Source organism: Puribacter membranae (genome assembly GCF_055380425.1).
Genome location: NZ_AP040167.1, coordinates 467,887 through 492,441, shown reverse-complemented (window position 1 = coordinate 492,441; position 24,555 = coordinate 467,887). Strand labels below are relative to the sequence as shown.

Annotated in this window: 19 protein-coding genes; 5 read left to right on the top strand and 14 right to left on the bottom strand. The window is 50.9% G+C overall.

The features are described 5' to 3' along the window. Positions 1–4: 4 nt before the first annotated feature. Together leuE and carA are read right to left on the bottom strand one after the other, a co-directional pair. On the bottom strand, positions 5–700 hold the full coding sequence (gene leuE / locus ACZ41M_RS02285) for a leucine efflux protein LeuE (protein WP_464730468.1): 696 nt from the start codon (positions 698–700) through the stop codon (positions 5–7). 2 nt (positions 701–702) lie between these two features. Next, the gene (gene carA / locus ACZ41M_RS02280) at positions 703–1,860 is read right to left on the bottom strand and encodes a glutamine-hydrolyzing carbamoyl-phosphate synthase small subunit (protein WP_464730469.1); all 1,158 of its coding nucleotides are present in this window, start codon (positions 1,858–1,860) and stop codon (positions 703–705) included. A 333-nt stretch (positions 1,861–2,193) separates the two neighbouring features. Between carA and tal the strand changes: the two genes are divergently transcribed. Next, a complete protein-coding gene (gene tal, locus ACZ41M_RS02275) occupies positions 2,194–3,129 on the top strand; it encodes a transaldolase (protein ID WP_464730470.1) in 936 nt (311 codons plus the stop codon). Here tal and ACZ41M_RS02270 read toward each other — a convergent pair. The 3 genes from ACZ41M_RS02270 to pflB are packed head-to-tail and all read right to left on the bottom strand — an operon-like array spanning position 3,107 to position 7,174. Then, on the bottom strand, positions 3,107–4,036 hold the full coding sequence (locus ACZ41M_RS02270) for a formate/nitrite transporter family protein (protein WP_464730471.1): 930 nt from the start codon (positions 4,034–4,036) through the stop codon (positions 3,107–3,109). The two genes, tal and ACZ41M_RS02270, sit on opposite strands and share 23 nt — an antisense overlap. 31 nt (positions 4,037–4,067) lie before the next feature. Further along, positions 4,068–4,883: a pyruvate formate-lyase-activating protein gene (gene pflA, locus ACZ41M_RS02265; protein WP_464730472.1), complete on the bottom strand. Its 816-nt coding sequence runs from the start codon at positions 4,881–4,883 to the stop codon at positions 4,068–4,070. Positions 4,884–4,918: 35 nt separating this feature from the next. Continuing rightward, complete coding sequence (pflB, locus tag ACZ41M_RS02260; protein WP_464730473.1) at positions 4,919–7,174, bottom strand: formate C-acetyltransferase; 2,256 nt, start codon at positions 7,172–7,174, stop codon at positions 4,919–4,921. 374 nt (positions 7,175–7,548) lie between these two features. Between pflB and ACZ41M_RS02255 the strand changes: the two genes are divergently transcribed. The 4 genes from ACZ41M_RS02255 to ACZ41M_RS02240 all read left to right on the top strand — a co-directional run bounded on the left by ACZ41M_RS02255 (position 7,549) and on the right by ACZ41M_RS02240 (position 12,839). Further along, a complete protein-coding gene (locus ACZ41M_RS02255) occupies positions 7,549–8,049 on the top strand; it encodes a DUF4405 domain-containing protein (RefSeq protein WP_464730474.1) in 501 nt (166 codons plus the stop codon). A 98-nt stretch (positions 8,050–8,147) separates the two neighbouring features. After that, on the top strand, positions 8,148–9,308 hold the full coding sequence (locus tag ACZ41M_RS02250) for an efflux RND transporter periplasmic adaptor subunit (RefSeq protein ID WP_464730475.1): 1,161 nt from the start codon (positions 8,148–8,150) through the stop codon (positions 9,306–9,308). 68 nt (positions 9,309–9,376) lie between these two features. Beyond that, positions 9,377–11,422, top strand: coding sequence for a MacB family efflux pump subunit (locus ACZ41M_RS02245; RefSeq protein WP_464730476.1), 2,046 nt, complete (start codon positions 9,377–9,379; stop codon positions 11,420–11,422). A gap of 22 nt (positions 11,423–11,444) precedes the next feature. Next, positions 11,445–12,839 carry an efflux transporter outer membrane subunit gene (locus ACZ41M_RS02240; RefSeq protein WP_464730477.1) on the top strand — a complete coding sequence of 465 codons (1,395 nt, stop codon included), beginning with the start codon at positions 11,445–11,447 and terminating at the stop codon, positions 12,837–12,839. Positions 12,840–12,919: 80 nt separating this feature from the next. Here the strand turns inward: ACZ41M_RS02240 and ACZ41M_RS02235 are convergent, their stop codons facing one another. The 9 genes from ACZ41M_RS02235 to gltA form a co-directional block, all read right to left on the bottom strand. After that, on the bottom strand, positions 12,920–13,129 hold the full coding sequence (locus ACZ41M_RS02235; protein WP_464730478.1) for a dodecin family protein: 210 nt from the start codon (positions 13,127–13,129) through the stop codon (positions 12,920–12,922). Between the two features lie 171 nt (positions 13,130–13,300). Beyond that, positions 13,301–14,596, bottom strand: coding sequence for an MFS transporter (locus tag ACZ41M_RS02230; protein WP_464730479.1), 1,296 nt, complete (start codon positions 14,594–14,596; stop codon positions 13,301–13,303). Positions 14,597–15,259: 663 nt separating this feature from the next. Beyond that, positions 15,260–16,699, bottom strand: coding sequence for a dihydrolipoyl dehydrogenase (gene lpdA, locus ACZ41M_RS02225; protein WP_464730480.1), 1,440 nt, complete (start codon positions 16,697–16,699; stop codon positions 15,260–15,262). Between the two features lie 30 nt (positions 16,700–16,729). Continuing rightward, positions 16,730–17,140, bottom strand: coding sequence for a nucleoside diphosphate kinase regulator (gene rnk / locus ACZ41M_RS02220; protein ID WP_464730481.1), 411 nt, complete (start codon positions 17,138–17,140; stop codon positions 16,730–16,732). A gap of 89 nt (positions 17,141–17,229) precedes the next feature. After that, positions 17,230–17,892, bottom strand: a complete 663-nt coding sequence (locus ACZ41M_RS02215; protein WP_464730482.1) for a M24 family metallopeptidase — start codon at positions 17,890–17,892, stop codon at positions 17,230–17,232. A 104-nt stretch (positions 17,893–17,996) separates the two neighbouring features. Continuing rightward, on the bottom strand, positions 17,997–18,497 hold the full coding sequence (locus ACZ41M_RS02210; protein WP_464730483.1) for a hypothetical protein: 501 nt from the start codon (positions 18,495–18,497) through the stop codon (positions 17,997–17,999). 132 nt (positions 18,498–18,629) lie between these two features. Further along, positions 18,630–19,931 (bottom strand): 2-oxoglutarate dehydrogenase complex dihydrolipoyllysine-residue succinyltransferase, encoded by a 1,302-nt coding sequence (gene odhB, locus ACZ41M_RS02205; protein ID WP_464730484.1) that lies wholly within the window; start codon positions 19,929–19,931, stop codon positions 18,630–18,632. 109 nt (positions 19,932–20,040) lie between these two features. Further along, positions 20,041–22,902 (bottom strand): 2-oxoglutarate dehydrogenase E1 component, encoded by a 2,862-nt coding sequence (locus ACZ41M_RS02200; protein WP_464730485.1) that lies wholly within the window; start codon positions 22,900–22,902, stop codon positions 20,041–20,043. Positions 22,903–23,235: 333 nt separating this feature from the next. Continuing rightward, a complete protein-coding gene (gene gltA, locus ACZ41M_RS02195; RefSeq protein WP_464730486.1) occupies positions 23,236–24,537 on the bottom strand; it encodes a citrate synthase in 1,302 nt (433 codons plus the stop codon). Positions 24,538–24,555 lie beyond the last annotated feature (18 nt).

The following is a 24,555-nucleotide window of genomic DNA, read 5'->3' as shown; positions in this document are numbered from 1 at the left end:
CTATTTACTCCATCGTAGCGGTCGCCAAACGCAGCCCAAAACCTAAAAACATCATGCCCACGGTGCCCGTACCGGCGACCATCCACAGCGGACGTGCACGAAATGTCGCAGCCAAGCGATCACCCGAAAAGATCAGCATGGATAAATATAAAAAGCTAAAAAATTGCAAAATCAGCGCCAGTACGAAAAAGGCGAGCATCGGATGCTCCGCGTCTGGGCGTACAAACTGGACAAAGAACGAAATGAAAAACAAAATCGCTTTCGGGTTAATCAGGCTAATCAACAAAGCTTTGACAAACGGTGAGCGCACCGAATCAGCGACGCGCTCCACACGCCCTTCTTGGGCGTCCATCGTGCTGTTTTGCTCCAGCTGGCTTTGCGACAAAATCGCTGTACGGTTTTTCCAGATTTGATACGCACCCAACAGCATCTTAAAGCCCAAAAATGCGAGGTACGCGCCACCGACCAGCTTCAAAGTTAAAAATATCTGCGGTGCGGTTTTAAAAAGCGTCGCAGCGCCCAATACTGCCAACAGCATCAGCACCGAATCACCGACAAACACACCACACGCGGCCATATAGCCACGGCGAACGCCCTTTTGCGCGGCGGTCGTGAGCACGTACATCGAGTTCGGCCCAGGCAGCAACACCACGGCAATCGTGCCAATGACAAAGGTGGTCAGATCGGTGATTCCGAGCATATTTACGCCTTCGCCGCAGCCATGTTATCCACAAAGCGATCGAACAAATATGCGATGTCGTGCGGCCCTGGAGATGCCTCCGGGTGGCCTTGGAACGAAAACGCAGGCTTATCGGTGAACGCGATGCCTTGCAAACTGCCATCAAACAGTGACACATGCGTCACGCGCACATTGGCAGGCAAAGTTTTTTCATCCGCCGCAAAACCATGATTTTGCGAGGTAATCGCCACATGACCGCTGTCCAAATCCTTCACCGGATGGTTCGCGCCGTGGTGACCGAATTTCATTTTCAGGGTTTTTGCGCCCGAAGCCAAAGCCAAAATCTGGTGTCCCAAGCAAATGCCAAATACCGGCAGGTTTTTGTCCAAAAACTCGCGCGTCGCCGCAATCGCATAGTCGCATGGTTCTGGATCCCCCGGCCCGTTGGACAAAAATACGCCATCCGGATTCATCGCCAATACTTCAGATGCAGGCGTTTGCGCCGGTACGACGGTGATCGCACAGCCGCGCTCGGCGAGCATGCGCAGAATATTGTATTTCACACCAAAATCGTAGGCCACCACTTTGAACTTGGGCGCGGTTTGCGTGCCGAAGCCTTGGCCAAGTTGCCATTCGGTTTGCGTCCACTCATACGCGGTTTTGGTCGAAACGACTTTGGCCAAATCTTGCCCCGCCATACCGCCGAAACCGGCAGCCAAAGCCTTGGCCTGCGCCACGTCGTCACCAGAATCATTGCAAACCCAAATACAGCCGCCCTGCGCACCTTTCTCACGCAGCACGCGGGTCAGGGCACGCGTGTCGATGCCTGCGATGGCGACGACATTGTTCGCTTTCAGATAATCCGACAGGCTTTGCTCGGAGCGGAAATTGCTCACAATCGCAGGCAAATCCTTGATGATCAAACCGGCAGCGTAGACTTTATCTGCCTCGATGTCTTCAGAGTTCACACCGACATTGCCGATGTGCGGATAAGTCAAAGTGACCATTTGGCCGGTATACGACGGATCGGTCAGAATCTCTTGATAGCCGGTCATCGCGGTGTTAAATACCACCTCAGCGACTGTATGGCCGCTCGCGCCGATGGCGTAGCCTTGAAATACCGTGCCATCGGCCAGCGCCAAGATGGCTTTGGGAAATTGGGAAGAGAAAATCGGTAACACGCTTGCTCCTTTTTACCTACAGGTTTACACTGTACCATGACGTTGTTGAGCAGCCATCTTCTTTACAGTCATCAAGTCGATGGCGGGCGAAAAAAAACCGCCCTATCCATAATCACTCAGTGATTTGTCTTTAGGCGGCTTACTTGGCCAAAAACGGGAGGCGGCTCACAAAAAATCGTCATTTACGCAGTCTATTCAATCGTCAAAACTAAATCTGCGGGATTTTAACAGAAATTTAAACTTTCTATGACACAATAATAGCAAAATCCCTATAGATATTTTATTAAGCGCCGATTGATTATTTTTTAACCACACCTACTCAAAAGAAGAAAAATGATGAATTCATTAGACCAACTCAAACAATACACCACCGTTGTTGCCGACACAGGCGACTTTCAGTCGATCGCGCAATTTCTACCGCAAGACGCGACGACCAATCCGTCGCTGATTTTAAAAGCGGTACAGAAACCGGAATATCAACCGCTATTTGCCGCCACTGTCCAAGCACACAAAGGCGAGCCGGTCGGCGACATCATGAACCACGTTTTGGTGGCGTTTGGCTCTGAAATTCTCAAAATCATTCCGGGGCGTGTTTCCGCCGAGGTGGACGCGCGCTTGTCATTTGACACCGAGGCGACGGTGGAAAAGGCGAAAACCGTGATCGCCCTGTTTGAAGCTAAAGGCATTGACCGTGAACGCATCCTAATCAAAATCGCAGCGACCTGGGAAGGCATCCAAGCCGCCAAAATCCTCGAAGCACAAGGCATCCACACCAATTTGACCTTGATGTTCAGTCTGGCGCAAGCTGTAGCCTGCGCCAACGCAAATGTGACGCTGATTTCTCCATTCGTCGGACGCATTTACGACTGGTTCAAAAAACAAACCGGCACGGAGTACGATGCGAGCAACGATCCGGGCGTCGAATCGGTACGCACCATCTACAACTACTACAAAAAATTCGGCATCAAAACCCAAGTCATGGGCGCGAGTTTTCGCAATGTTGGGCAAATCATCGGCTTGGCCGGTTGCGATTTGCTGACCATCAGCCCTGATTTGTTGAAGCAGTTGCAAGAGATGAATGAGCCGGTCAGCGCCGCACTCAATAGCGAAAACGCACAGGCGCAAACCATCGAATTGCTGAATCAGACCGAAGCGTCATTCCGCCTGATGCTCAACAACGACCCGATGGCAAACGAAAAATTAGCCGAAGGCATTCGCTTGTTCTGCGTGGATACCGAAAAGCTGGTTACTTTGATTGAGCAGGTGTAAAGCCTGCTACGGATGCCTGCGTCGGCGCATGCGCTGATGCAGGCACAGATTCGGATGTAACCCCAGCCACACTCTGACGCGACTTTACCAATCCATCGGGCAAGGTGTGCCGTTCCAAACGATACATCAGCATTCCGACCAGCACCGCGCCGCCGACGATATTACCCAATGTGGCGGGAATCAGATTATGCAGCGCATGGCTGAGCGGCAAAGCATCCAAACCACCATACACCCAAGCCAAGGCAAAAAACGCCATATTGGCAATGCTGTGTTCAAAACCGCTGAAAAAGAAGACGAACACCAAGCACAGGGTCATGAGGATTTTCGCCACCTCATTGCTCAGTTTCAATGGTACCCAGACCGCCAAGCAAATCACCCAGTTACACAGCACGCCTTTCCAGAAAATCGCTGCGAAGCTCGCTTCGACCTTATGCTGCACCACATTGAACAGCAGATGTTCCGCCGTCACTGTACCCCAGGCATGGGCCGACATGAATACCCACGCAAACACCGCAATGCCAAGCGCATTGCCGAGATAGACCATGAGCCAGCTTTGCAACATCTGGCGCGTATTGGCCACACCGGCCAAGCGCCCAAACGTCAGATACATGATGTTGCTGGTGAATAATTCGACTTTGCAAATGATGATGGTGGACAGCGCCACACCGAAAAACGCCGACACCGGCACATAATACGCCGCCACTTTTCCCGCAAACAGCACCTGCCCCATTTTCAGACATACGGCTAAAATCAAGGCGATCAGTGCGCCTGCCACTGCCGAACTGAGCAGGTAACGCGTCGGCTCGTGATCCATCGTATGGGCTTTGTATTGCGCCTCATTCACTGCCAAAACCAGTGCGGGCGTTGTTTGATGTATCTGGGATGTATGGGAAGTCGCGTCTGTCACGATCTGCTCTCCATGATTATTGATACCACTGCTATGCCACGGTTAATCCAAATTCGGCAAAAATCGCGCGTGCCTGCGCGGTTTGCTCCGGCGTCGGGGTCGGCGTATCTTTCAGCTCGTACTCGATGCCTATTTCAGCCCACTTGTTTTGCGCCATCTGATGAAATGGCAACACCTCAACCCGATCCACATGCGATGCGATATGCTCGGCAATCCATTGTGCCAACGCCCGAATATCCGCCACGTCATCCGTCCAGCCCGGAACCAGCACATAGCGTATCCACATGCGTTTGTTCAGGCGCACCAAGCGCTGCGCGAAATCCAAAGTCGGCTGCAACGGCTTGCCCGTCAAGCGCAAGTAGCGCTCCGGCACAATGTGTTTGATGTCCAGTAGCACCAAATCCACCGGTGCGAACCACGCATCGTCCACATGCTCGTGCAAAAAACCCTGCGTGTCCAAAGCGGTGTGTAAACCCCAGCGTTGCTTGATTTGGCGAAACAGCGCACCGACAAACTCGGCCTGCATCAGTGGCTCACCACCCGAGAGGGTCACGCCGCCGCTGAATTTTAAAAATCCCGCATACGGCTTGATCTCCGCCAGCGCTTCGTCCACGCTGACCTCGCGCCCGCTGTGCAGTTTCCATGTGTCAGGATTGTGGCAATACAGACAGCGAAATTGGCAACCGGACATGAATAAAACACAACGCATACCCGGGCCATCAACCGCCGCGCCCGACTCGACCGAGTGCAAAAAGCCCGTGACAGCCTGATCGTCTGTCACAGGCGTGTTTGCCTCGTGGGATGAGTCCGTTGGGGATAGTGCGTGCAGATTAATCGAACGACTCATATCCCCTCTCCTGTATAAAATCCATCAGCCGACCATCAAATATGCGCGTGGAAGGTTCGGCTGATCACATCCAGCTGCTGATCACGCGTGAGCTTGATGAAGTTCACCGCATAGCCCGATACGCGCACGGTCAATTGCGGGTACAACTCAGGGTGATTCATCGCATCGACCAGCATGTCTCGGTTGAACACATTGACGTTGACGTGGAAGCCGCCCGCTGCCGTGTAGCCGTCCAAACAGTTGGACAAATTCGCCACGCGGTCTTTTTCGGTGTGACCCAAAGCATCCGGCGTCGCCGAGGCTGTCCAGCTAATCCCGTCCAATGCCGCTTCGTACGGAATTTTCGCCACAGACGCGCCCGCCGCCACAAAACCTTTGGCATCGCGGCCATTCATCGGGTTGGCACCCGGCGCAAACGGCGCACCGGCACGACGACCACACGGAGTATTACCGGTTTTTTTGCCGTACACCACGTTTGAGGTGATGGTCAGCACCGATTGGGTCGGCGTCGCATTGCGGTAAAAATACGGCTGCTGCTTGATTTTTTCCATAAAGCGCGTGGTCAGCCACACCGCGATGTCGTCCGCACGGTCATCATTATTACCGTAAGTTGGGAATTCGCCTTCGGTGCTGTAATCCACTGCTAAGCCATTTTCATCGCGAATCACATGAACTTTAGCGTATTTGATCGCAGACAAGGAATCCGCAGCCACGGACAAACCGGCAATCCCGCAGGCCATGGTGCGCAGAATATCGCGGTCGTGCAGCGCCATTTCGATGCGCTCATACGCGTATTTGTCGTGCATGTAGTGAATGCAATTCAGAGCTTTGACATAGGTTGCGGCGAGCCAATCCATCATCTTTTCAAACTTGGCGATGACTTCGTCGTAGTCCAATACGTCGGCCTTAATCGGCTCGAAGCCTTTGGCCACGACCATACCGGTTTTTTCATCCACACCACCGTTGATCGCGTACAGCAAGGCTTTGGCCAAATTCGCACGCGCGCCAAAAAACTGCATTTGTTTACCAATGCGCATGGCCGATACGCAGCACGCGATGCCGTAGTCATCGCCCCATTGCGGACGCATCAGATCATCGTTTTCGTATTGAATCGAGCTGGTGTCGATAGACACTTTGGCACAGAAATCTTTGAAACCGCGGGTCAATTGGGTTGACCACAGCACGGTGATATTCGGCTCCGGCGCAGGCCCCAAGTTGTACAAGGTATTCAAAATGCGGAAGCTGTTTTTGCTGACCAACGGACGGCCGTCTTCGCCCACACCGCCCACGCATTCGGTCACCCAAGTCGGGTCGCCGGAGAACAATTCATCGTATTCAGGCGTGCGCAGGAAACGCACGATGCGCAGTTTGATCACGAAATCATCGATCATTTCTTGCGCTTGCTCTTCGGTAATTTCGCCGCTTTGCAAATCGCGCTGAATGTAAATATCGAGGAAGGTACTCACACGCCCCATCGACATGGCCGCACCGTTTTGCTCTTTGACCGCAGCCAAATACGCCAGATATGTCCACTGAATCGCTTCGCGCGCAGTCGCCGCAGGACGGGTCAAATCACAACCGTATTTGCGCCCCATTTGCACCAACTCGTCCAAAGCGCGGAATTGTTCGGACAATTCTTCACGCGCACGAATCACATCTTCGGTGAACACCGCGTCGTCCAATTCATGATAGACCGCTTGACGCTCCTTGCGCAGGAAATTCACCCCGTACAACGCTACGCGGCGATAGTCGCCAATAATCCGACCGCGCCCATAAGCATCTGGCAAACCGGTGATCACGCCAGATTTACGCGCCGCCAAAATATCCGGTGTGTAGGCATCAAATACGCCTTGATTGTGGTCTTTGCGGTATTTGCCCCAAATCTCTTTCACCGCAGGATCGAGTTCAAAGCCATAGGCTTTCAATCCGCCTTCAACCATGCGCAGGCCGCCGTTCGGCATAATCGCGCGCTTGAGCGGCGCATCGGTTTGCAAGCCGACAATCAGTTCCAACTCTTGGTCGATATAACCGGCCTCATGCGCGGTGATACTGCTCGGAATCTGCGACACATCCAGCACGCCTTTGGCACGCTCTTGCTTGAGCAATTCTTCCAATTGCGCCCAAATTTTTTTCGTGCGTTCGGTAGGCCCCGCCAAAAAGGAGGCGTCGCCTTCATATAAGGTGTAATTTTTCTGAATAAAATCACGAACATTGATGCTGGTTTGCCACTCGCCTTCTTGGAAACCGTGCCAAGCATACAGTGCGGCCATATTTTCGTTAATTGCATTCATTTCAATTCCTCCTTTTTGTAAGCGGTTACAAAGCCCATCAAAAAAATAGTGATCTAATTCAAAAACACCCGCGCTGAAAAAACAAGAAGCACTCATTTATCAGCATATGGTTGTTATTTTTACATAATAAAATCGTTTACACACCCTATTTTTCACTTTAAAAGCCTAAAACATTGAAATTTATTAACTATTACTGATATTTCAGTTTTTGCAGAAATATCCATTGTAATAAATGCAACACTTCACCACCATTTTCCTTTGTACTCCGAGCAAATGACGATTTACAAAACTTTACACCAGCGAAATATTCCTCGTACAGCAGGATTTTAAAATGCTGCCTATCCATTTTATCGTTCAAAAAGAAAGGAAATAGTATGGCACTCCAACGTCAATGGGTTACCCCTTTAGTCGCGGGCTCATTTTTACTCATGGGCGTCACCGGTATATTGATGTTTTTCCACTGGGACACCGGACTGAACAAAACCGTGCATGAGTGGTTGGGCTGGGCCATGGTCGTGGCGGTGGCTTTGCACGTCATGGTTAATTTACAAGGCTTTAAAAACATGTTCCGCACCACTTTGGGCAAGGGTATCTTGGGCTTATTCACCTTGATTTTGGCATTGAGCTTTTTCAATCTGGGCGGTGGCGAAGGCAATGGCGGCCCTCCATTTAAAAATTCCGTCAACCTTTTATCCAACGCTTCCATTACCGAGCTGTCCCAAATCAGCCATATCGATGAGCAAATCTTGCTCACCCGTTTGCAACAAGCCGGAGTGAACTCGGCAACAGCACAATCCTCGGTCAAACAACTGGTCGGCGATGACTTAGGCAAGCAGATGCAAACTTTAAACAGCATCCTCAAAACCACTCCATAAATTCATCGTACAATGACCCGCGTATCGATATCGCTCAAATCACGGTTTGAGCGATATTGGTTTTAGGCGTATACAAAAAATACTCAAAACGGATTTTTATGAATGCTTTGGCAAAACTGTGGCGCAACGTATGGATTCGCCGCCTGATTTACCTGATCGTACTGCTGGCAGCCGCATGGCTGATCAAACTGGTCTTTTTCCCCAGCAAGGCGCAGAACAACTACATCACCGCGCCAGTGACGCGCGGCGATTTGGAACAAACCGTACTCGCAACGGGTATTGTCAAACCGTACAAACAGGTCGCCGTGGGTGCTCAAGTCACGGGCGAGATCAAATCGCTCAAGGTCAAATTGGGGCAAACGGTGAAACAAGGCGAGTTACTGGCCGTGATTGATTCACGCACACAGAGAAACACCCTGCAAACCGCTCAAGCGCAGCTCAACAGCAACCAAGCCGCACTGGAAAAAGCGCAGTTGGACTTTAACCGCCAAAAAATGATGCTGGCCGAAGGCGCCACCTCGAAAGAAAACTACGACAGCGCCAAAGCCGCCCTCGCCTCCGCCAAAGCCAACGTCGATCAATCGCGTGTCAACGTGGACACCGCCAAACTCTCGCTCGGCTACACCCAAGTTATCGCACCGATTGACGGCGTGATTGTGTCGCTGCCGGTCGAAGAAGGCCAAACCATCAATTCCAACCAATCCTCACCGACGCTGATGACCATTGCCCAATTGGACAAAATCACCATTCGCGCCGAGATTTCCGAGGGCGACATCACCAAGGTCAAATCCGGCATGCCCGCGTATTTCAATATTTTGGGCGAAACCGACAAACGATACGACACCACGTTGCGCTCCATCGACCCAGGGCCGACCACACTATCGGATAACACCTCTACCAGCGCCAGCAGTTCATCCTCATCCGCGATTTATTACTACGGGCTTTTGGACATGCCGAACGAGGACGGCAAGCTGCGCATCTCCATGACCGCGCAAGTATCCATCATCGTCAATTCGGCCAAGCAGGTACTGATCCTTCCCTCCACCGCACTGGGCGAGCGCAATGCACAGGGGCAATACAAAGTGCTGGTTTTGAGTAAAGACAACAAAACCACAGACAAATGGGTGGACGTCGGTTTGAACACCAACATCAACGCCGAAGTCAAATCCGGCCTGAGCGAAGGCGAACAAATCGTCGTCAGTCAATCCACCGATGCGTCGAACACCACCTCCGGCCGCCGCATGGGTCCGCCGATGTAAACTCGCATGACCCCTCGAATGCAACCTCAAATTCATCAACCAACGTTCCAACGCACGCATTGGCCGAAATGAACAACACCATACACACCACCGAACGCCCCGCTCTGCTCGAAGTTCGCAATTTATACCGCGAATTTCCTTCGGGCGACGACGTGGTGACCGTTTTAAACAACATCAATCTGCAAATTGCTGCCGGTGAAATGGTCGCCATCATCGGCCAGTCCGGCTCGGGCAAATCCACGTTGATGAATATCCTCGGCTGTCTGGATCGGCCGACACGCGGCAGCTATCTGGTCAATGGGCAAGAAACCGGCGCTATGGAACCGGACGAATTGGCGCGTTTGCGCCGCGAGTATTTCGGCTTCATTTTCCAGCGCTATCACCTGCTGGGTGACTTGGACGCCATGGGCAATGTCGAAGTCCCCACCATTTATGCGGGCTACCCGTCCGAGCAACGACGCGCGCGCAGTGCCGCCCTGCTGGAGCGCCTCGGTCTGGGCGAGCGCAAACACCACCGCCCCAATCAACTTTCCGGCGGGCAACAACAGCGCGTGAGTATCGCGCGCGCACTGGTCAATGGCGGTGAAGTCATTCTCGCCGACGAGCCGACCGGCGCATTGGACAGTCAAAGCGGACAGGAAGTCATGCGCATTCTGCGCGAGCTGCACGCCGAAGGCCACACCGTGATCATCGTCACACACGATGCGCAAGTGGCAGCCAATGCCAATCGCATCATCGAAATCCGCGACGGCAGCATCATTGACGATCGCCGAACGGACAGGCAGAGCGACGAGAACAACAATAGCAATAACAACGACAGCAGCGCTACACCTACCGAGCAAAGCACCCGTCAGGTGCAACATGACGCATCGAGCAACACACCCGCGCGCAGCGCCGGCAGACCCTTGTTCGGATTTTTTGACCGTTTTAAAGAAGCCGCATTGATGGCCACGCGCGCCATGCTCGCGCACCGCACGCGCACCTTCCTCACCATGCTCGGCATCATCATCGGCATTGCCTCCGTGGTCTCGGTCGTAGCGCTGGGCGAAGGCTCGCGGCAAAAAATATTAGAAGACATCAGTTCAATGGGTACGAACACCATTGATATTTTCCCGGGCAAAGGCTGGGGCGATCGCAAAGCATCGTCGATTCGCACACTGACGGCGGCGGATGCAGAAGTTTTAGCGCAACAGCCCTACGTCGATTCGGTCACACCGAGGGTCAGCACCGCCGTGACCGTTCGTCTGGGCAATAACTCGGTCAGCGCGCAGGTGCAAGGCGTCGGCGAGCAGTATTTCCAAGTCAAAGGCATCAGCATGGATTTGGGTAAGCAGTTCGATCGCCAAGCCGTCAACGAATACGCGCAAGAAGCGGTGATCGACCCGAACACGCGCAAAACCCTGTTCGGCGAAAATACCAACCCCATCGGCCAAGTCATCATGCTGGGCAATGTGCCTGTGCGCATCATTGGGGTGAGCAAAGCGCAGTCCTCCGCGTTTGGCAATGACGAAAATCTGAATATTTGGGTTCCCTACACCACGGTTTTGAGCCGAATGCTGGGGCAAACCCATGTGCGCAACATCACCGTGCGCGTTTCCGATAGCGTCAGCAGCCAAGCCGCCGAACAAGGCATCACCAAAATTCTGACCCAGCGTCACGGCACGCAGGATTTTTATATTTCCAACAGCGACACCATCCGTCAAACCATCGAGTCCACCACGCGCACCATGACTTTGTTGGTGTCCATGATCGCGGTGATTTCATTGATTGTCGGCGGCATTGGCGTGATGAACATCATGCTGGTTTCAGTCACCGAACGCACGCAGGAAATCGGCGTACGCATGGCGGTCGGCGCGCGGCAAAGCGACATCATGCAGCAGTTTTTGATCGAAGCGGTCATGGTGTGTCTGCTCGGTGGCTTGCTCGGCGTGGGTTTGGCCTTGGCCATCGGCGCTCTATTCGATCACTTTGTGAAAGACTTCAGCATGGCATTCTCCGTCACCTCGATCATTGCGGCGTTTACCTGCTCCACCTTGATCGGTATGATTTTTGGCTTTTTACCGGCGAAAAATGCGGCCAAGCTTGATCCGGTCGTCGCCCTGTCGCGCGAATAAATCATCTCCACGAGTACACATTATGCAAACATCCCAACACTTTCGCCGTCATATCACTGCCTTGTTGGTACTGAGCGCACTGCTGACCGGTTGCGCCAGCACCGGCCCGACAATGGAGCAAGCGACGGCGCGCATTCAAACGCCTGGGCAATGGCAATATGCTGACCAGAATCGCACCAGCAGCCTGAGCACCGCTAACTCAAAATGGTGGGAAGCCTTTCGCGAGCCGCGTCTGAATCAACTGGTTGAATCCGCGCTCGAAAAAAACAATACCTTGGCCAGCGCAGGCTATAAATTGTATCAAGCACAGCTCTCCGCCGGTTTAGCGCAAAACGAGCGCTATCCCTCGGTATCTGGCTCGGCCAGCGGTTCAAGTTCGCGCTCATTGGACAGCAGTTCCGCCACAAGCACGCGTCATTTTTCCAGCGGATTATCGGTCTCATATACATTGGATTTATGGGGCAAATTGGCCAAAACCAGCAGCATCAAACAGTGGGAAGCGCAAGCGAGCGAGCAAGATTTATTGAGTACCCAACTCACGATTGAAGGCTCGGTGAGCAAGCTGTATTGGCAATTGGCTTATCTCAATCAGCGCGTGCGCATGGGCGAGCAAAGCATCGTCTACGCACGCAAAACCTTGGACTTGGTGCGCGTACAGCACCGTGCCGGCGCAGTATCCAAGCTGGAGGTCATCACCGCCGAACGCAATTTGACCAGTCAGGAAGCCTCGCTGGACGCACTCAAACAGGAGCGTGAAGTCGCGCGCAACGCGATGGCGATTCTGTTCGACGCGCCGCCCTCGGCACACATCAGCGATGAGCCGCAAAATCTGCCCAATAGCGCACTGCCGAGCATTTCCGCCGGTATTCCTGCCGAAGTAATCGCCAGTCGCCCCGATTTAATCGCCTCCGAGCTACGTCTGCGCCAAGCACTGGGTAATATTGATGTGGCGCGTGCCAATTTTTATCCGAATTTCACCTTGACCGGTAATATCGGTACCGGCTCCAGCTCTCTATCGGAGATTCTGAGCAATCCGGTCGGCTCGGTCGCACTCAATCTGGCGCTGCCCTTTTTGAACTGGAACGAAAATCAACTCAATCTGAAAATCTCCAAAGCGGCGTATGAGCAAACCGCGATCAATCACCGCCAGACGGTCTACACGGCATTGCAAGAGGTGGAAAACGCCCTGTCTGCGCACGCACTGTACGCTGCGCAAGCACAAAAGGAAGCCAAATCACTGGCCAATGCGCGCGAGGCGGAACGGCTGTATGAAGTTCGCTATCGTGCAGGCGCGGACAGTCTGAAAAACTGGCTGGACGCTCAGGAAGCGCGCCGCCAAGCGGAACTGTCGCATTTGGCAATCCGCTACAATCAATACGTCAACTATATTGATCTGATGCTGGCATTGGGCGGCTGATGCTTTTTTAGAAACACAGGCAAAACAAAACGGGTACATGATTGCACCCGTTTTCTCGTACTGATTACTTTTTACAGCAATTAATCCGCCTTATCCACGCGGAAGGAAATTTTACAAATCGCTCCGTAGGTCGTGATTTTACCGTCTTTCACATGCGCTTTGATGTCTTGCACATAAACAGAGTCGATGTTGCGTACGGTTTTGGACACTTCGGCCACTGCACTTTGAATCGCGTCTTCAATGCTGGTTGGGGATGAGGCGATGACTTCGATGACTTTTACAATTGACATAATGAATGCTCCTATTGTTGTGGTTTGACCGATGAACCGTCTTGGGTTCATGCGTATGCTTTGACTCGCCGGACAACTGAGTATAGCCCGAAAGAGTGACTCCATTGTACTGCAAATCAAAAAGCATGGGATTTTCACCCCATACTTTTTATGTTGACACCGACAAGATGCTTAGTGACCACCACCTATACGCGCAGGCATCGGCAAATTGGATTCCTGTTTCGGCGTTTTGATCAACAATGTCGCCATAGCCGCCATAAACAGCAATGCACCCGCAAACATAATCGCATTACCCGGGGTTGCGCCCAAGAAATTGTGATAAACCTTACCAAACGTCAACGTCTGGATCAGCATCGGAATCACGATCATCATATTGATAATACCCATGTACACGCCATAGCGTTCGCGTGGAATTGCGGCCACGGCAATGATGTACGGCACACCCATCATACTGGCCCAAGCAATACCAAAGCCGATCATTGGCACAAACAGCATGTATTTATTGCTGATGTGCGGGAACATCCACAGCCCGACCGCCGCCAACATCAACGCGCCTGCATGCACCCATTTCGCACCGTACTTGCGCGCCACGGCGACCAAGGCAAAGGCAGACAAGAAGGTCACCACATTATAAAAACCGTTGACCAAGCCGGTCCAAGCAACCGCTTGTGAATACAACTCTTTATTTTCAGACGTGGTATTCCACACGGATTGCGCAATACTGTGTGACACATACTGCCAATAACAGAACATCGCATACCATTGGAATAAATACACCAAAGCCAATTGCCACAATGGTTTCGGCATCTCTTTGATCGCTTCGGCAATTTCAGTCACAGCCGCAATCAAGCCACCTTTTTTCGCACGAATGGCGGCCAATTCAGCCTCAGTCGGCGGAATTTCAGGCGTTTTCGATACGGACAGCAGGACAGAACCTATCGAACAAATCGCACCGACAAAGAACGAGCCGAAAACCCAATACGGAATCCCTGAAGCGGTTTCACCGGTGATCGATTTTTGGAAGAAAAACAAAGACACGTTCGCCAAAGTAATCCCTAAACCCGTAAAAAAGCTTTGAGTCAAAAAGCCACTGGCATGTTGTTCCGGTGGCAGGCGATCCGCAATAAATGCACGGTACGGCTCCATCGCCGTGTTATTACTCGCATCGAGCAACCACAGCAACAGCACCGCCATCCACAAGGCCGTACTGAACGGATACGCAAACAGACACAGACTACAACCCATCGCACCCAATAGAAAATATGGTTTACGACGCCCCCAGCGTGGACTCCATGTGCGATCACTCATCGCACCGATTAACGGCTGAATAATCAACCCCGTCATGGGGCCTGCTAAATTGAGTAAAGGCAACTCCTCAGGATTGGCATTTAAAAATGAAAAAATCGGATTGATGGCGGTTTGTTGCAAACCAAAACTATACTGAATCCCAAAAAAACCGAAATTCATGAGAATGATTTGTTGCAACGTTAATGGTGGTAACTTTCTTGGCTCAGACATTATCTTTCCCCTGCGACCCTAAACCAACGGGTCAAAATGATCAATTCAATGAAACACGTCAAATGAAGATACTGCAAAAACATATACTGAATTTCACCGCAAGCCAGCCACACCAGATTGCACACCATCACATCCTGCAAACAATCGCCTCGAGGATCAAAAGTCATACATTCCGAAGAGCGGATCATGCACATATACCAAGCCCAATCGCAATGCTTTGAACTGGGTGTACGAGAGCGTATGTCCTAAAAAAGCCGGTGAGTTGCACTGTAAGCCGTGATTACGGTGTATTTATTCTATTCTCATGCCATACAGTGTCAAGCAATTTATGCAAAAAATGTGTAACCGTTTACATTAAATAAATAATAAAAATACATGTTTTTAGGAACAAAAGATAACTTTTAATCTAATTTTATTTAAACTATAAAGATAAATATAAAAACGATTACATAATTACAAAAAAGATTGATCTATAAAAAAATGGAGTAAGTAAAATCCTTTGCTAAAAAAGCAACACTGCGCTTTTTCCTCAAAGGATTGAAAAAGGCGTAAAAAAGAGCCGACAAATCCCTTGTCGGCTCTCATGAACTACTCAAACAATCTGAGCATCAATTACATATTCAATGCACGCTTATCCGTTGCCAAAGCAGCCTCGCGCATCACTTCAGACAAACTCGGATGCGGATGACAAATGCGTGCGATGTCTTCGGCGGACGCTTTGAATTCCATTGCCACCAGCGCTTCCGCGATCAGATCGGATGCACCGGCACCAATGATGTGTACGCCGAGAATCTCGTCGGTTTCTTTATCCGCAATCACTTTCACAAAGCCATCTGCCTGCGCCATACCCAGTGCACGACCATTGGCCATGAATGGGAATTGACCGGTTTTGATCGCGCGCCCTTCTTTTTTCAGCGCTTCTTCGGTTTGACCGACCCATGCGATTTCCGGCGAGGTGTAGATCACCCACGGAATGCAGTTGTAATCAATGTGCGGCTTTTGACCGACGATGCGCTCAGCGACAGCCACGCCTTCGTCCTCCGCTTTGTGTGCCAGCATTGGCCCCGGAATCACGTCGCCAATCGCCCAAATGCCTGCTATCGCCGTTTGGCAATCGTGATTGACCTCGATGAAGCCGCGCTCGTTGGTTTTCACACCGACCGCTTCGAGATTCAGGCCGTCGGTATTCGGTACACGACCAACAGAGACGATCAATTTGTCGCAATCCAAGCTCTTGCTCGCGCCGTCAGCGTCTTTGTATGCAACGCTCACGCCCTTTTTAGCGGTTTTCACGTCACCAATGCTCACGCCCAGTTCAAATTTCAAACCTTGCTTTTCGAACAGTTTTTTCGCTTCTTTGGCAATCGCACCGTCGGCCGCGCCGAGGAAAGCTGGCATGGCTTCGAGCACGGTCACTTCAGCGCCCAAACGACGCCATACCGAGCCTAATTCAAGGCCAATCACACCCGCGCCAATCACACCCAGTTTCTTCGGTACTTCCGTGAAGTTCAACGCGCCTTCGTTATCGCACACCACGACATTGTCCACAGCGAGATTCGGCAAGTGGCGGGCTTTCGAGCCAGTGGCGATGATGACGTTTTTCGCGCTGACGATCTCATCTTTGCCCTCTTTATTCGTGACTTTGATGTTGGTCACGCCATCCGCTTGGCCGACGAACGAGCCATAGCCTTTGAGCAAAGTCACTTTGTTCTTTTTGAATAAATACGTAATGCCGCCGGTCATTTTGTCCACGATGCCATCTTTGCGCGCAATCATTTTGCCCACGTCAAGCGATGCGCCTTTAACCGTAATGCCATGTACGTCCAAATGCTTGGTGGCGTCTTCGTAATGATGCGAACTGGCCAGCAAGGCTTTGGATGGAATACAGCCGACATTCAAGCAGGTTCCGCCCAAGCGTGGTTCACCTTTTGGATCTGCATAAGCATTGCCCTCAATACACGCCGTGGACAAGCCCAATTGCGCCGCACGAATCGCCGCAATATAGCCTCCCGGACCCGCGCCAATCACCACCACATCAAACGTTTGAGACATCATTTTTCCTTTACAAAAATCAAAATCCAATTACAGGTGAAAATCGCCCGAATCTTCCGGCTGATAAACCACCTTGTCCACACGCACGCGCACCACGCCATCGGGTGCCGGCCATTCAATCTCATCGCCCTCAGACAACCCCAACAACGCCGAACCGATCGGCGCCAAGATAGAGATATTGTTTGATCCGGCGCTCATATCCTTCGGATAAACCAGCGTGTATTCAAAACTTTCTTTCGAAGAAACCACTTGAAAGCGCACCGTTGAGTTCATCGTTACCACATTGCGTGCGATTTCGTTAGGTGCAACAATTTCCGCACGATCCAGCTCGGACTCCAACGATTTTTTAATGTGCTCTGCACTTTTGGGCATACTCGCCAATAATTCTTCGATACGACTTGCATCCAATTCGGTTACGATCAGATTCGGTTTTTTGTTCATTGCTTTATTCACTTATTAAAAAATGTGGCAACTATCGTTCTTCAATAGTGCCACAGTGCCACAAGAGTCATGTTGATCAATCCAACTCGCTACTGAATCAACAAGTCCTCATAAAATGCACCGTACGGCTTGGTTGGATGCGCAATTTGAATCTCCAAAATCCACAAGCCAAGCTGCGGCACACCCTCAAAATCGCCTAAATTCCCAGCCTTATAAATTGCATGGGGAAAATCACTCACGCGATGGCCGCGTATTTCTACATTCAAACGCCAACCGTGCTTCGTTGCCACTTGCTCGGCATACTCATACAGCGCCCTACCCGAACAACGGCTTGCACGCCAATGAGCCTCAACTTCATCATAAATTATTTGACAGCCACGCGCACACGCTATCATATCAGCATCATCGCCCACCGTAAACGTCGCGCCTGCATCACCCTCATGTCCATCCCATACCACACCCAAATCAATAAAGAAAATATCGTTGGTTTGTAAGATCGGGTTACCTTCTGATGGCTCATTAAACGTCTTCAAGGTATTTATGCCGAACCGCACCAACACCTGATGCCAAATGCGATCCATACCCATTTCAACAAGGATATCTTTTGCCAACTCACGCGCATCGGTTTCACTCATGCCTACTGTAATTTGCTGGGCAATGGCATGCACTGCTTCAAACGTTTTATCGCGCGCAATGTGCATCTTTTGTAAATCAAAATTACTGCCTACGGCTTGTTTTTTATCAATTGCCATTATAATCTTGAACAGATTGCCGGAGGGTTGCCATATTGCAACCCTCTCTCTTAAAGCCAAACGGAAAATTTATTACTTGCTAATATCAAGCTCGACCTTCAATCTTACTTCTGCTCAATCACCCATTTGGCAACATCTTGACCCAACACATTAGAAACTTTACCCAAAATACTGCATGCCCCGCGGTATACGCCAAACATACCCCCACCAGAAGTTCGTGTGAATGATTTCGCACCAGTAACTTTACCATCGTGGTAGATCGTCACTTTGACTGAACCACCCATTTGCTTCCCAAACATAATACTGCCACCACTTGTCATAGTGACTAATTGTGCTTGTACCACGTCGCCTTTAGCTGTCTCTAATTGTGCTGATTTTTGAACCTCAAACCCGCTCGCGGTTAATTGCTCCGCCAAAGAATCTGAAAAGGTTTTGCCAAGCGCCGTACATTCCTTCAATACATTCTCTTGAACCAGTGTTTCATCCAAATAAGGTGTGTTTTCAGCAATTGTAATCAACTTATTACCGACATTTTCTTGAGCAACAGTCAATGAAGAAAATACCAACCCTGCTCCTAGCACTGCCATTTGAAATTTTTTATTCATCTTTATTTTCCTAAAATAACCCATTCTAACAACATCAAGTTAAAGTCTATAAAATGATAATTGCAACTTAGACACTGGACTGTATGCCTAATTCAATAACATACAGTCCAATACAAGTTTTTTATCTAATCCTTACAAATCCAACAACAAACGCGCCGGATCTTCGAGCGCATCTTTCATCGCGACCAAACCGAGCACTGCTTCGCGACCGTCGATGATACGATGATCATACGACATGGCGAGGTAGTTCATCGGGCGAATCACGATTTGGCCGTTTTCCACCACCGGACGATCTTTGGTCGCGTGTACACCAAGAATCGCGGATTGTGGCGGATTGATAATCGGCGTGGACATCATCGAGCCGAAGGTGCCGCCGTTGGAGATGGAGAAGGTACCGCCGGTCATTTCTTCGAGCGTCAGTTTACCGTCGCGTGCTTTAACACCAAATTCGGCGATTTGTTTTTCAATATCAGCCAAGCTCAGTTGATCGGCATTGCGAATGATCGGCACCACCAGACCACGCGGCGAACCGACCGCGATACCAATGTCAAAATAGCCGTGGTATACGATGTCGTTGCCATCGACTGAGGCGTTAAGTACCGGATATTTTTTCAACGCGGCCACTGCGGCTTTGACAAAGAAGCCCATGAAACCGAGTTTAACGCCGTGTTCTTTTTCAAATTTTTCTTTGTACTTGGCACGCAAGTCCATTACCGGCTGCATATTGACTTCGTTGAACGTGGTCAAAATCGCATTAGTGGACTGTGATTGCAATAAACGCTCGGCCACGCGTGCGCGCAGACGACTCATCGGTACACGTTGCTCAGGACGATCGGCCAATACGTCGGCGATGCTGATCGGCGGGCGTACTTGCGGCAATGCGCTACCCAAGGCAACCGCTGGAATCGCGGTGCTGACCGGTGCGGCAGCTTTGGCTGCAGGAGCAGACGCATTCATGGCATCGGCTTTGGTCACGCGGCCATCTTTGCCCGTGCCTTTGACATCAGAGACTGACACACCTTTTTCTGCCAAAATTTTGCTGGCTGCCGGCATGGCGATGCCTGCTGCTTTTTCGCTGATCGGCTCACCAGCCATTGGGCGCACTTCGGTCACGACAGCAGGCGCTGGTTCTGGTGTTGCGGTACCGACGGATACACCGGTTTTGGCTTCTTCTTTATCGCTGGCGCTAGCCGCTTCGGTGTCGATTTTAGCGATCAGTTGACCGCTGGTAACGGTCGCGCCGTCCGCAGCGATGATTTCGACCAACAGGCCGGACGCCGGCGCAGGCAGTTCGAGTACGACTTTGTCGGTCTCTACATCAATCAGGTTTTCGTCGCGTTTGACCGCTTCGCCGATTTTTTTGTTCCACGTGAGCAAGGTCGCTTCTGCAACCGATTCGGAGAGCTGGGGAACAACCACTTCAATAATTGCCATTTTTAATATCCTTAAAAATTCTTCAAAAAGTAAAACCCTACTTTTTGGTTTAATTTGGGAATTTTGTCAGGGTGTCTCCCTGACAAAATTTAAGATCAAAACCGTACGGTTATTTTTTCAACCAAGACTTTGGCTTACCAAACGCGGTTTGCAACAGGTTTTTCAGTTGCTCATAGTGTTTGGCGTAGTAACCAACCGCAGGAGATGCCGATGACGGACGGCCTGCGTAGCCGAGTTTTTGCCCTTCTTCCAGATTTTCAAACAGGTTGTGCTGAATCTGGAACCAAGGCCCTTGGTTTTGTGGTTCGTCTTGCACCCATACAATTTCTTCGAGCTCAGGATATTTTTTCAGCTCGGCCGCAAATGCTTTATGCGGGAATGGGTACATTTGTTCCACACGAATAATCGGAACGTTTTGGTCTTTCTCTTCACGGCGCGCCGCGATGAGGTCGTAATACACGCGACCTGAACACACCAAAACGCGTTCAACCTTTTTCGGATCAACCGTAACGGTTTTGTCCACTTCGCCAATAATGGTTTGGAAGCCGCCTTTGGACAATTCGGTCAGATCAGAAATCGCTTCTTTGTGACGCAGCAGCGATTTCGGTGTGAAAATAATCAACGGTTTGCGGAAATCGGCCACCATCTGACGACGCAGGATGTGGAAAATTTGCGCCGGCGTGGTTGGCTGAACCACTTGCATATTATTGTCCGCGCACAGTTGCAAATAGCGCTCAATGCGTGCGGATGAGTGCTCCGGCCCTTGACCTTCGTAACCATGCGGCAACATTAAAGTCAAAGCGGACAATCGTCCCCATTTCACTTCGCCGCTGGAGATAAACTGATCAACCACCACTTGCGCGCCATTGGCAAAGTCACCGAACTGCGCTTCCCAAATCACCAAAGTATTCGGCGCAGTGCTGGAATAGCCGTATTCAAACGCCATCACCGCTTCCTCGGACAACACCGAGTCAATCACAGTGAATTCACCTTTGTCGGTCACATGCTGCAACGGAATGTAAGTACCTTTGTCCCACGACTCGCGCTCTTGGTCATGCAACACCGCGTGGCGATGCACGAACGTGCCACGACCCGAATCCTGTCCTGTGATGCGCACATCGTAGCCATTGGCCAACAAAGATGCGAACGCCAAATGCTCCGCCATACCCCAATCCAGAGGCATATCGCCGCTGGCCATCAGGCTGCGGTTTTTAATCAAAGTTGCGACCAGCGGGTGCATTTTGAAGCTGTCTGGAATCGTGGTGATCTTTTCACCCAAGCGTTTCAACTCGGTCAAATTGATACCGGTATTATTCGCATCCACCCATTTTTTACCCAAATAGCGAGACCAATCATTGGCGAACATGTGCTTGTGGTTGGTCAAAATCGAGGTGTTGTAGTGTTTACCCTCATCCATCGATTTGCGATACTCTTCCACGAATTTATCCGCTTCGCCTTCTTTGAGCACGCCTTGCGTGGTCAATTTTTCAGCGTATAAAGCGCGCGTGCCCGGATGTTTGCCGATGGATTTGTACATCAGCGGTTGGGTCAATGCAGGCGTGTCTTGCTCGTTGTGGCCGAGTTTACGGAAACACACGATATCAATCACCACGTCTTTTTTGAAGCGCTTGCGGTAATCCAAGGCCAACTCAGTCGCCCAAACCACCATTTCAGGATCGTCACCGTTCACGTGCAACACCGGCGCTTCGATCATTTTCACCACGTCCGAGCAGTACAAAGTCGAGCCTTTGTCGCGCGGATCCGAGGTGGTGAAGCCAATTTGGTTGTTAATCACAATATGAAGCGTGCCGCGTGTGCCGTAGCCGCGCGTTTGTGCCAGATTCAAGGTTTCCATCACCACGCCTTGACCAGCAAATGCGGCATCGCCATGCACCTGCACCGGCAGAACTTGCTCACCCGTTTCATCACCGCGGCGATCTTGACGCGCGCGCGCGGAGCCTTCGACCACTGGATTGACAATTTCCAAATGCGACGGGTTGAACGCGAGGTTCAAATGCACTGGACCGCCCGGCGTGGACACATCGCTGGAGAAACCTTGGTGGTATTTCACGTCACCAGCTGGCAGATCATCGGCGTGCTTACCCTCAAATTCGGCAAACAGATCGGATGGATTTTTACCCAGGGTGTTGACCAATACGTTCAAGCGACCGCGGTGCGCCATCGCAATGACGATTTCTTGAATACCTTGCGAGCCGCCGTGTTGGATCAACGCGTCCATTGCGGCAATGAAACTCTCTCCGCCTTCGAGCGAAAAACGTTTTTGACCGACGTAGCGAGTATGCAAATAGCGCTCCAAACCTTCGGCTTCGGTCAATTCCAGCAAAATGCGGCGTTTTTGATCCATGCTGAATGATGGTGTGGATTGGCATGACTCAATGCGTTCTTGCCACCAGCGTTTTTCAACCGGATCGGAAATGTACATGTACTCCGCACCCAGATTCGAGCAGTAGGTTACGCGCAAAGCGTGAATCAAATCACGCAAGGTCATTTCCTCTTGACCGAAATACGTGTTATTCACCGTGTAGGTGTTATCCATATCGGCTTCGGTAAAGCCGTAGAATGCGGGGTCTAACTCAGGAATTTCAGGACGGTCGCGGCGTTTGAGTGGGTCAAGATTCGCCCAGCGCGCGCCCAATACGCGATACGCGGCGATCAGAGACTGTACCGCTACTTGCTGCTTACCACCGCCGCTGCCGACGTTGGCTGCTTGCCACGCGAGGAATTTGTTTTGTTTGGCGCGTTGTGCGAATGATTCAATCACCGGCGCGTGTGCGACGTCGGTTGTCTCAACATGCCCGTCTGATGCAGGCAAATTTTGCATGGAATCAAAATAATCACGCCACTGCTCAGGAACCGAGCCGGGGTTATTCAGATATTGCTCATACATTTCCTCGACATACGGTGCATTACCGCCGAAGAGGTATGAGTTTGATAAATAATCATTCATCATAATGTTGCTCAACCTTTCTGTACGCTTCGTACAATTGGGATGTGGGAAGGATATTAAATCACGCTCCCGTTGATTTAGCGGCCTCACCGCGCCATCAACAGCTTTCAATCTTTTGTTGAGAATACCGCACTGCACTGTCTAACAGAACTTCTCAAGCAAAAGGTTTGTAAATCTCCGAAAACGGGATTAAAAATTCAAAACGAGCGCATATATAAAAAGCACCGCACTCATCAGCTACGCTTATTCTATCATAAGCCTAAGCTAATGATAGACTAAAGATAAACTAAAAACAACGGCATCACACAATATCGGATGCCGTTGCTGAATCATAACTTAACGCGCTGCCAAATCAGGCACATCACGTTTGGTCGCGCCGACGAACAACTGACGCGGACGACCGATTTTGTACTCAGGATCGGTGATCATTTCCGTCCACTGTGCAATCCAGCCGGACATGCGCGCGAGCGTGAAAATGCCAGTAAACAACTCGGTCGGAATACCCAAAGCGCGCTGAACGATGCCGGAGTAAAAATCGACGTTCGGATAAAGTTTACGTTGAACGAAATACTCGTCGTTCAGAGCGATTTTTTCCAGCTCCATCGCCAAGGCAAACAAACGATCATTTTCCAAGCCCAGCTCTTTCAGCACTTCGTAGCAAGTTTCGCGCATCAGCTTGGCACGCGGATCGTAGTTTTTGTACACACGGTGACCAAAGCCCATCAAGCGTACGCCCGCTTCTTTGTTCTTCACTTTTTCCATAAATGGCTTGACATTTTCCACCGTGCCGATTTCTTCGAGCATGGTCAAGCAAGCCTCATTCGCGCCACCATGCGCTGGCCCCCACAAGCACGCGACACCGGCCGCCGCAGCCGCATACGGGCTGGTACCGGATGAGCCACACAGACGCACCGTCGAAGTTGATGCATTTTGCTCGTGATCGGCGTGCAAGGTGAAAATGCGATCCACCGCACGCTCCAATACCGGATTCACCACATAATCCTCAGTCGGCACGGCAAACATCATGCGCAGGAAATTACCGGCATACGACAAGTCATTGCGCGGATAAACAAATGGTTCGCCGATGGAATATTTATACGCCATTGCCACTAAGGTCGGAATTTTCGCAATCAAACGATGCGCCGCAATCGTGCGGCTTTCGGCACAACTGTTGTCCGACGGGTAAAACGCACTCATTGCACCGACAGATGCGGTCAATACCGCCATTGGGTGCGCATCACGACGAAAACCTTTCAAGAACGATGCCATCTGCTCATGCACCATGGTGTGATGCATGATGTCATGTTTGATGAATTTTTCTTTCTGCTCTTTGTTCGGCAATTCACCGTTCAATAGCAAATAAGCCACTTCCAAGTACTCGCATTTTTCCGCCAATTGCTCAATCGGATAGCCGCGGTACAGCAACTCACCTTTATCACCGTCAATATAAGTAATACTGGAATTGCACGAAGCCGTTGACATAAAACCCGGATCGTAGGTAAATTTTCCTGTTTGACCATACAGCTTGCGAATATCAATCACGTCCGGACCAATCGAACCGCCGTAGACGGGAAACTCAACCGAAGGCGAACCATCCGCAAATGACAAAGTTGCCGTACTTTTCGTTACCAAGCTCATACCATCCTCCTTTTATAT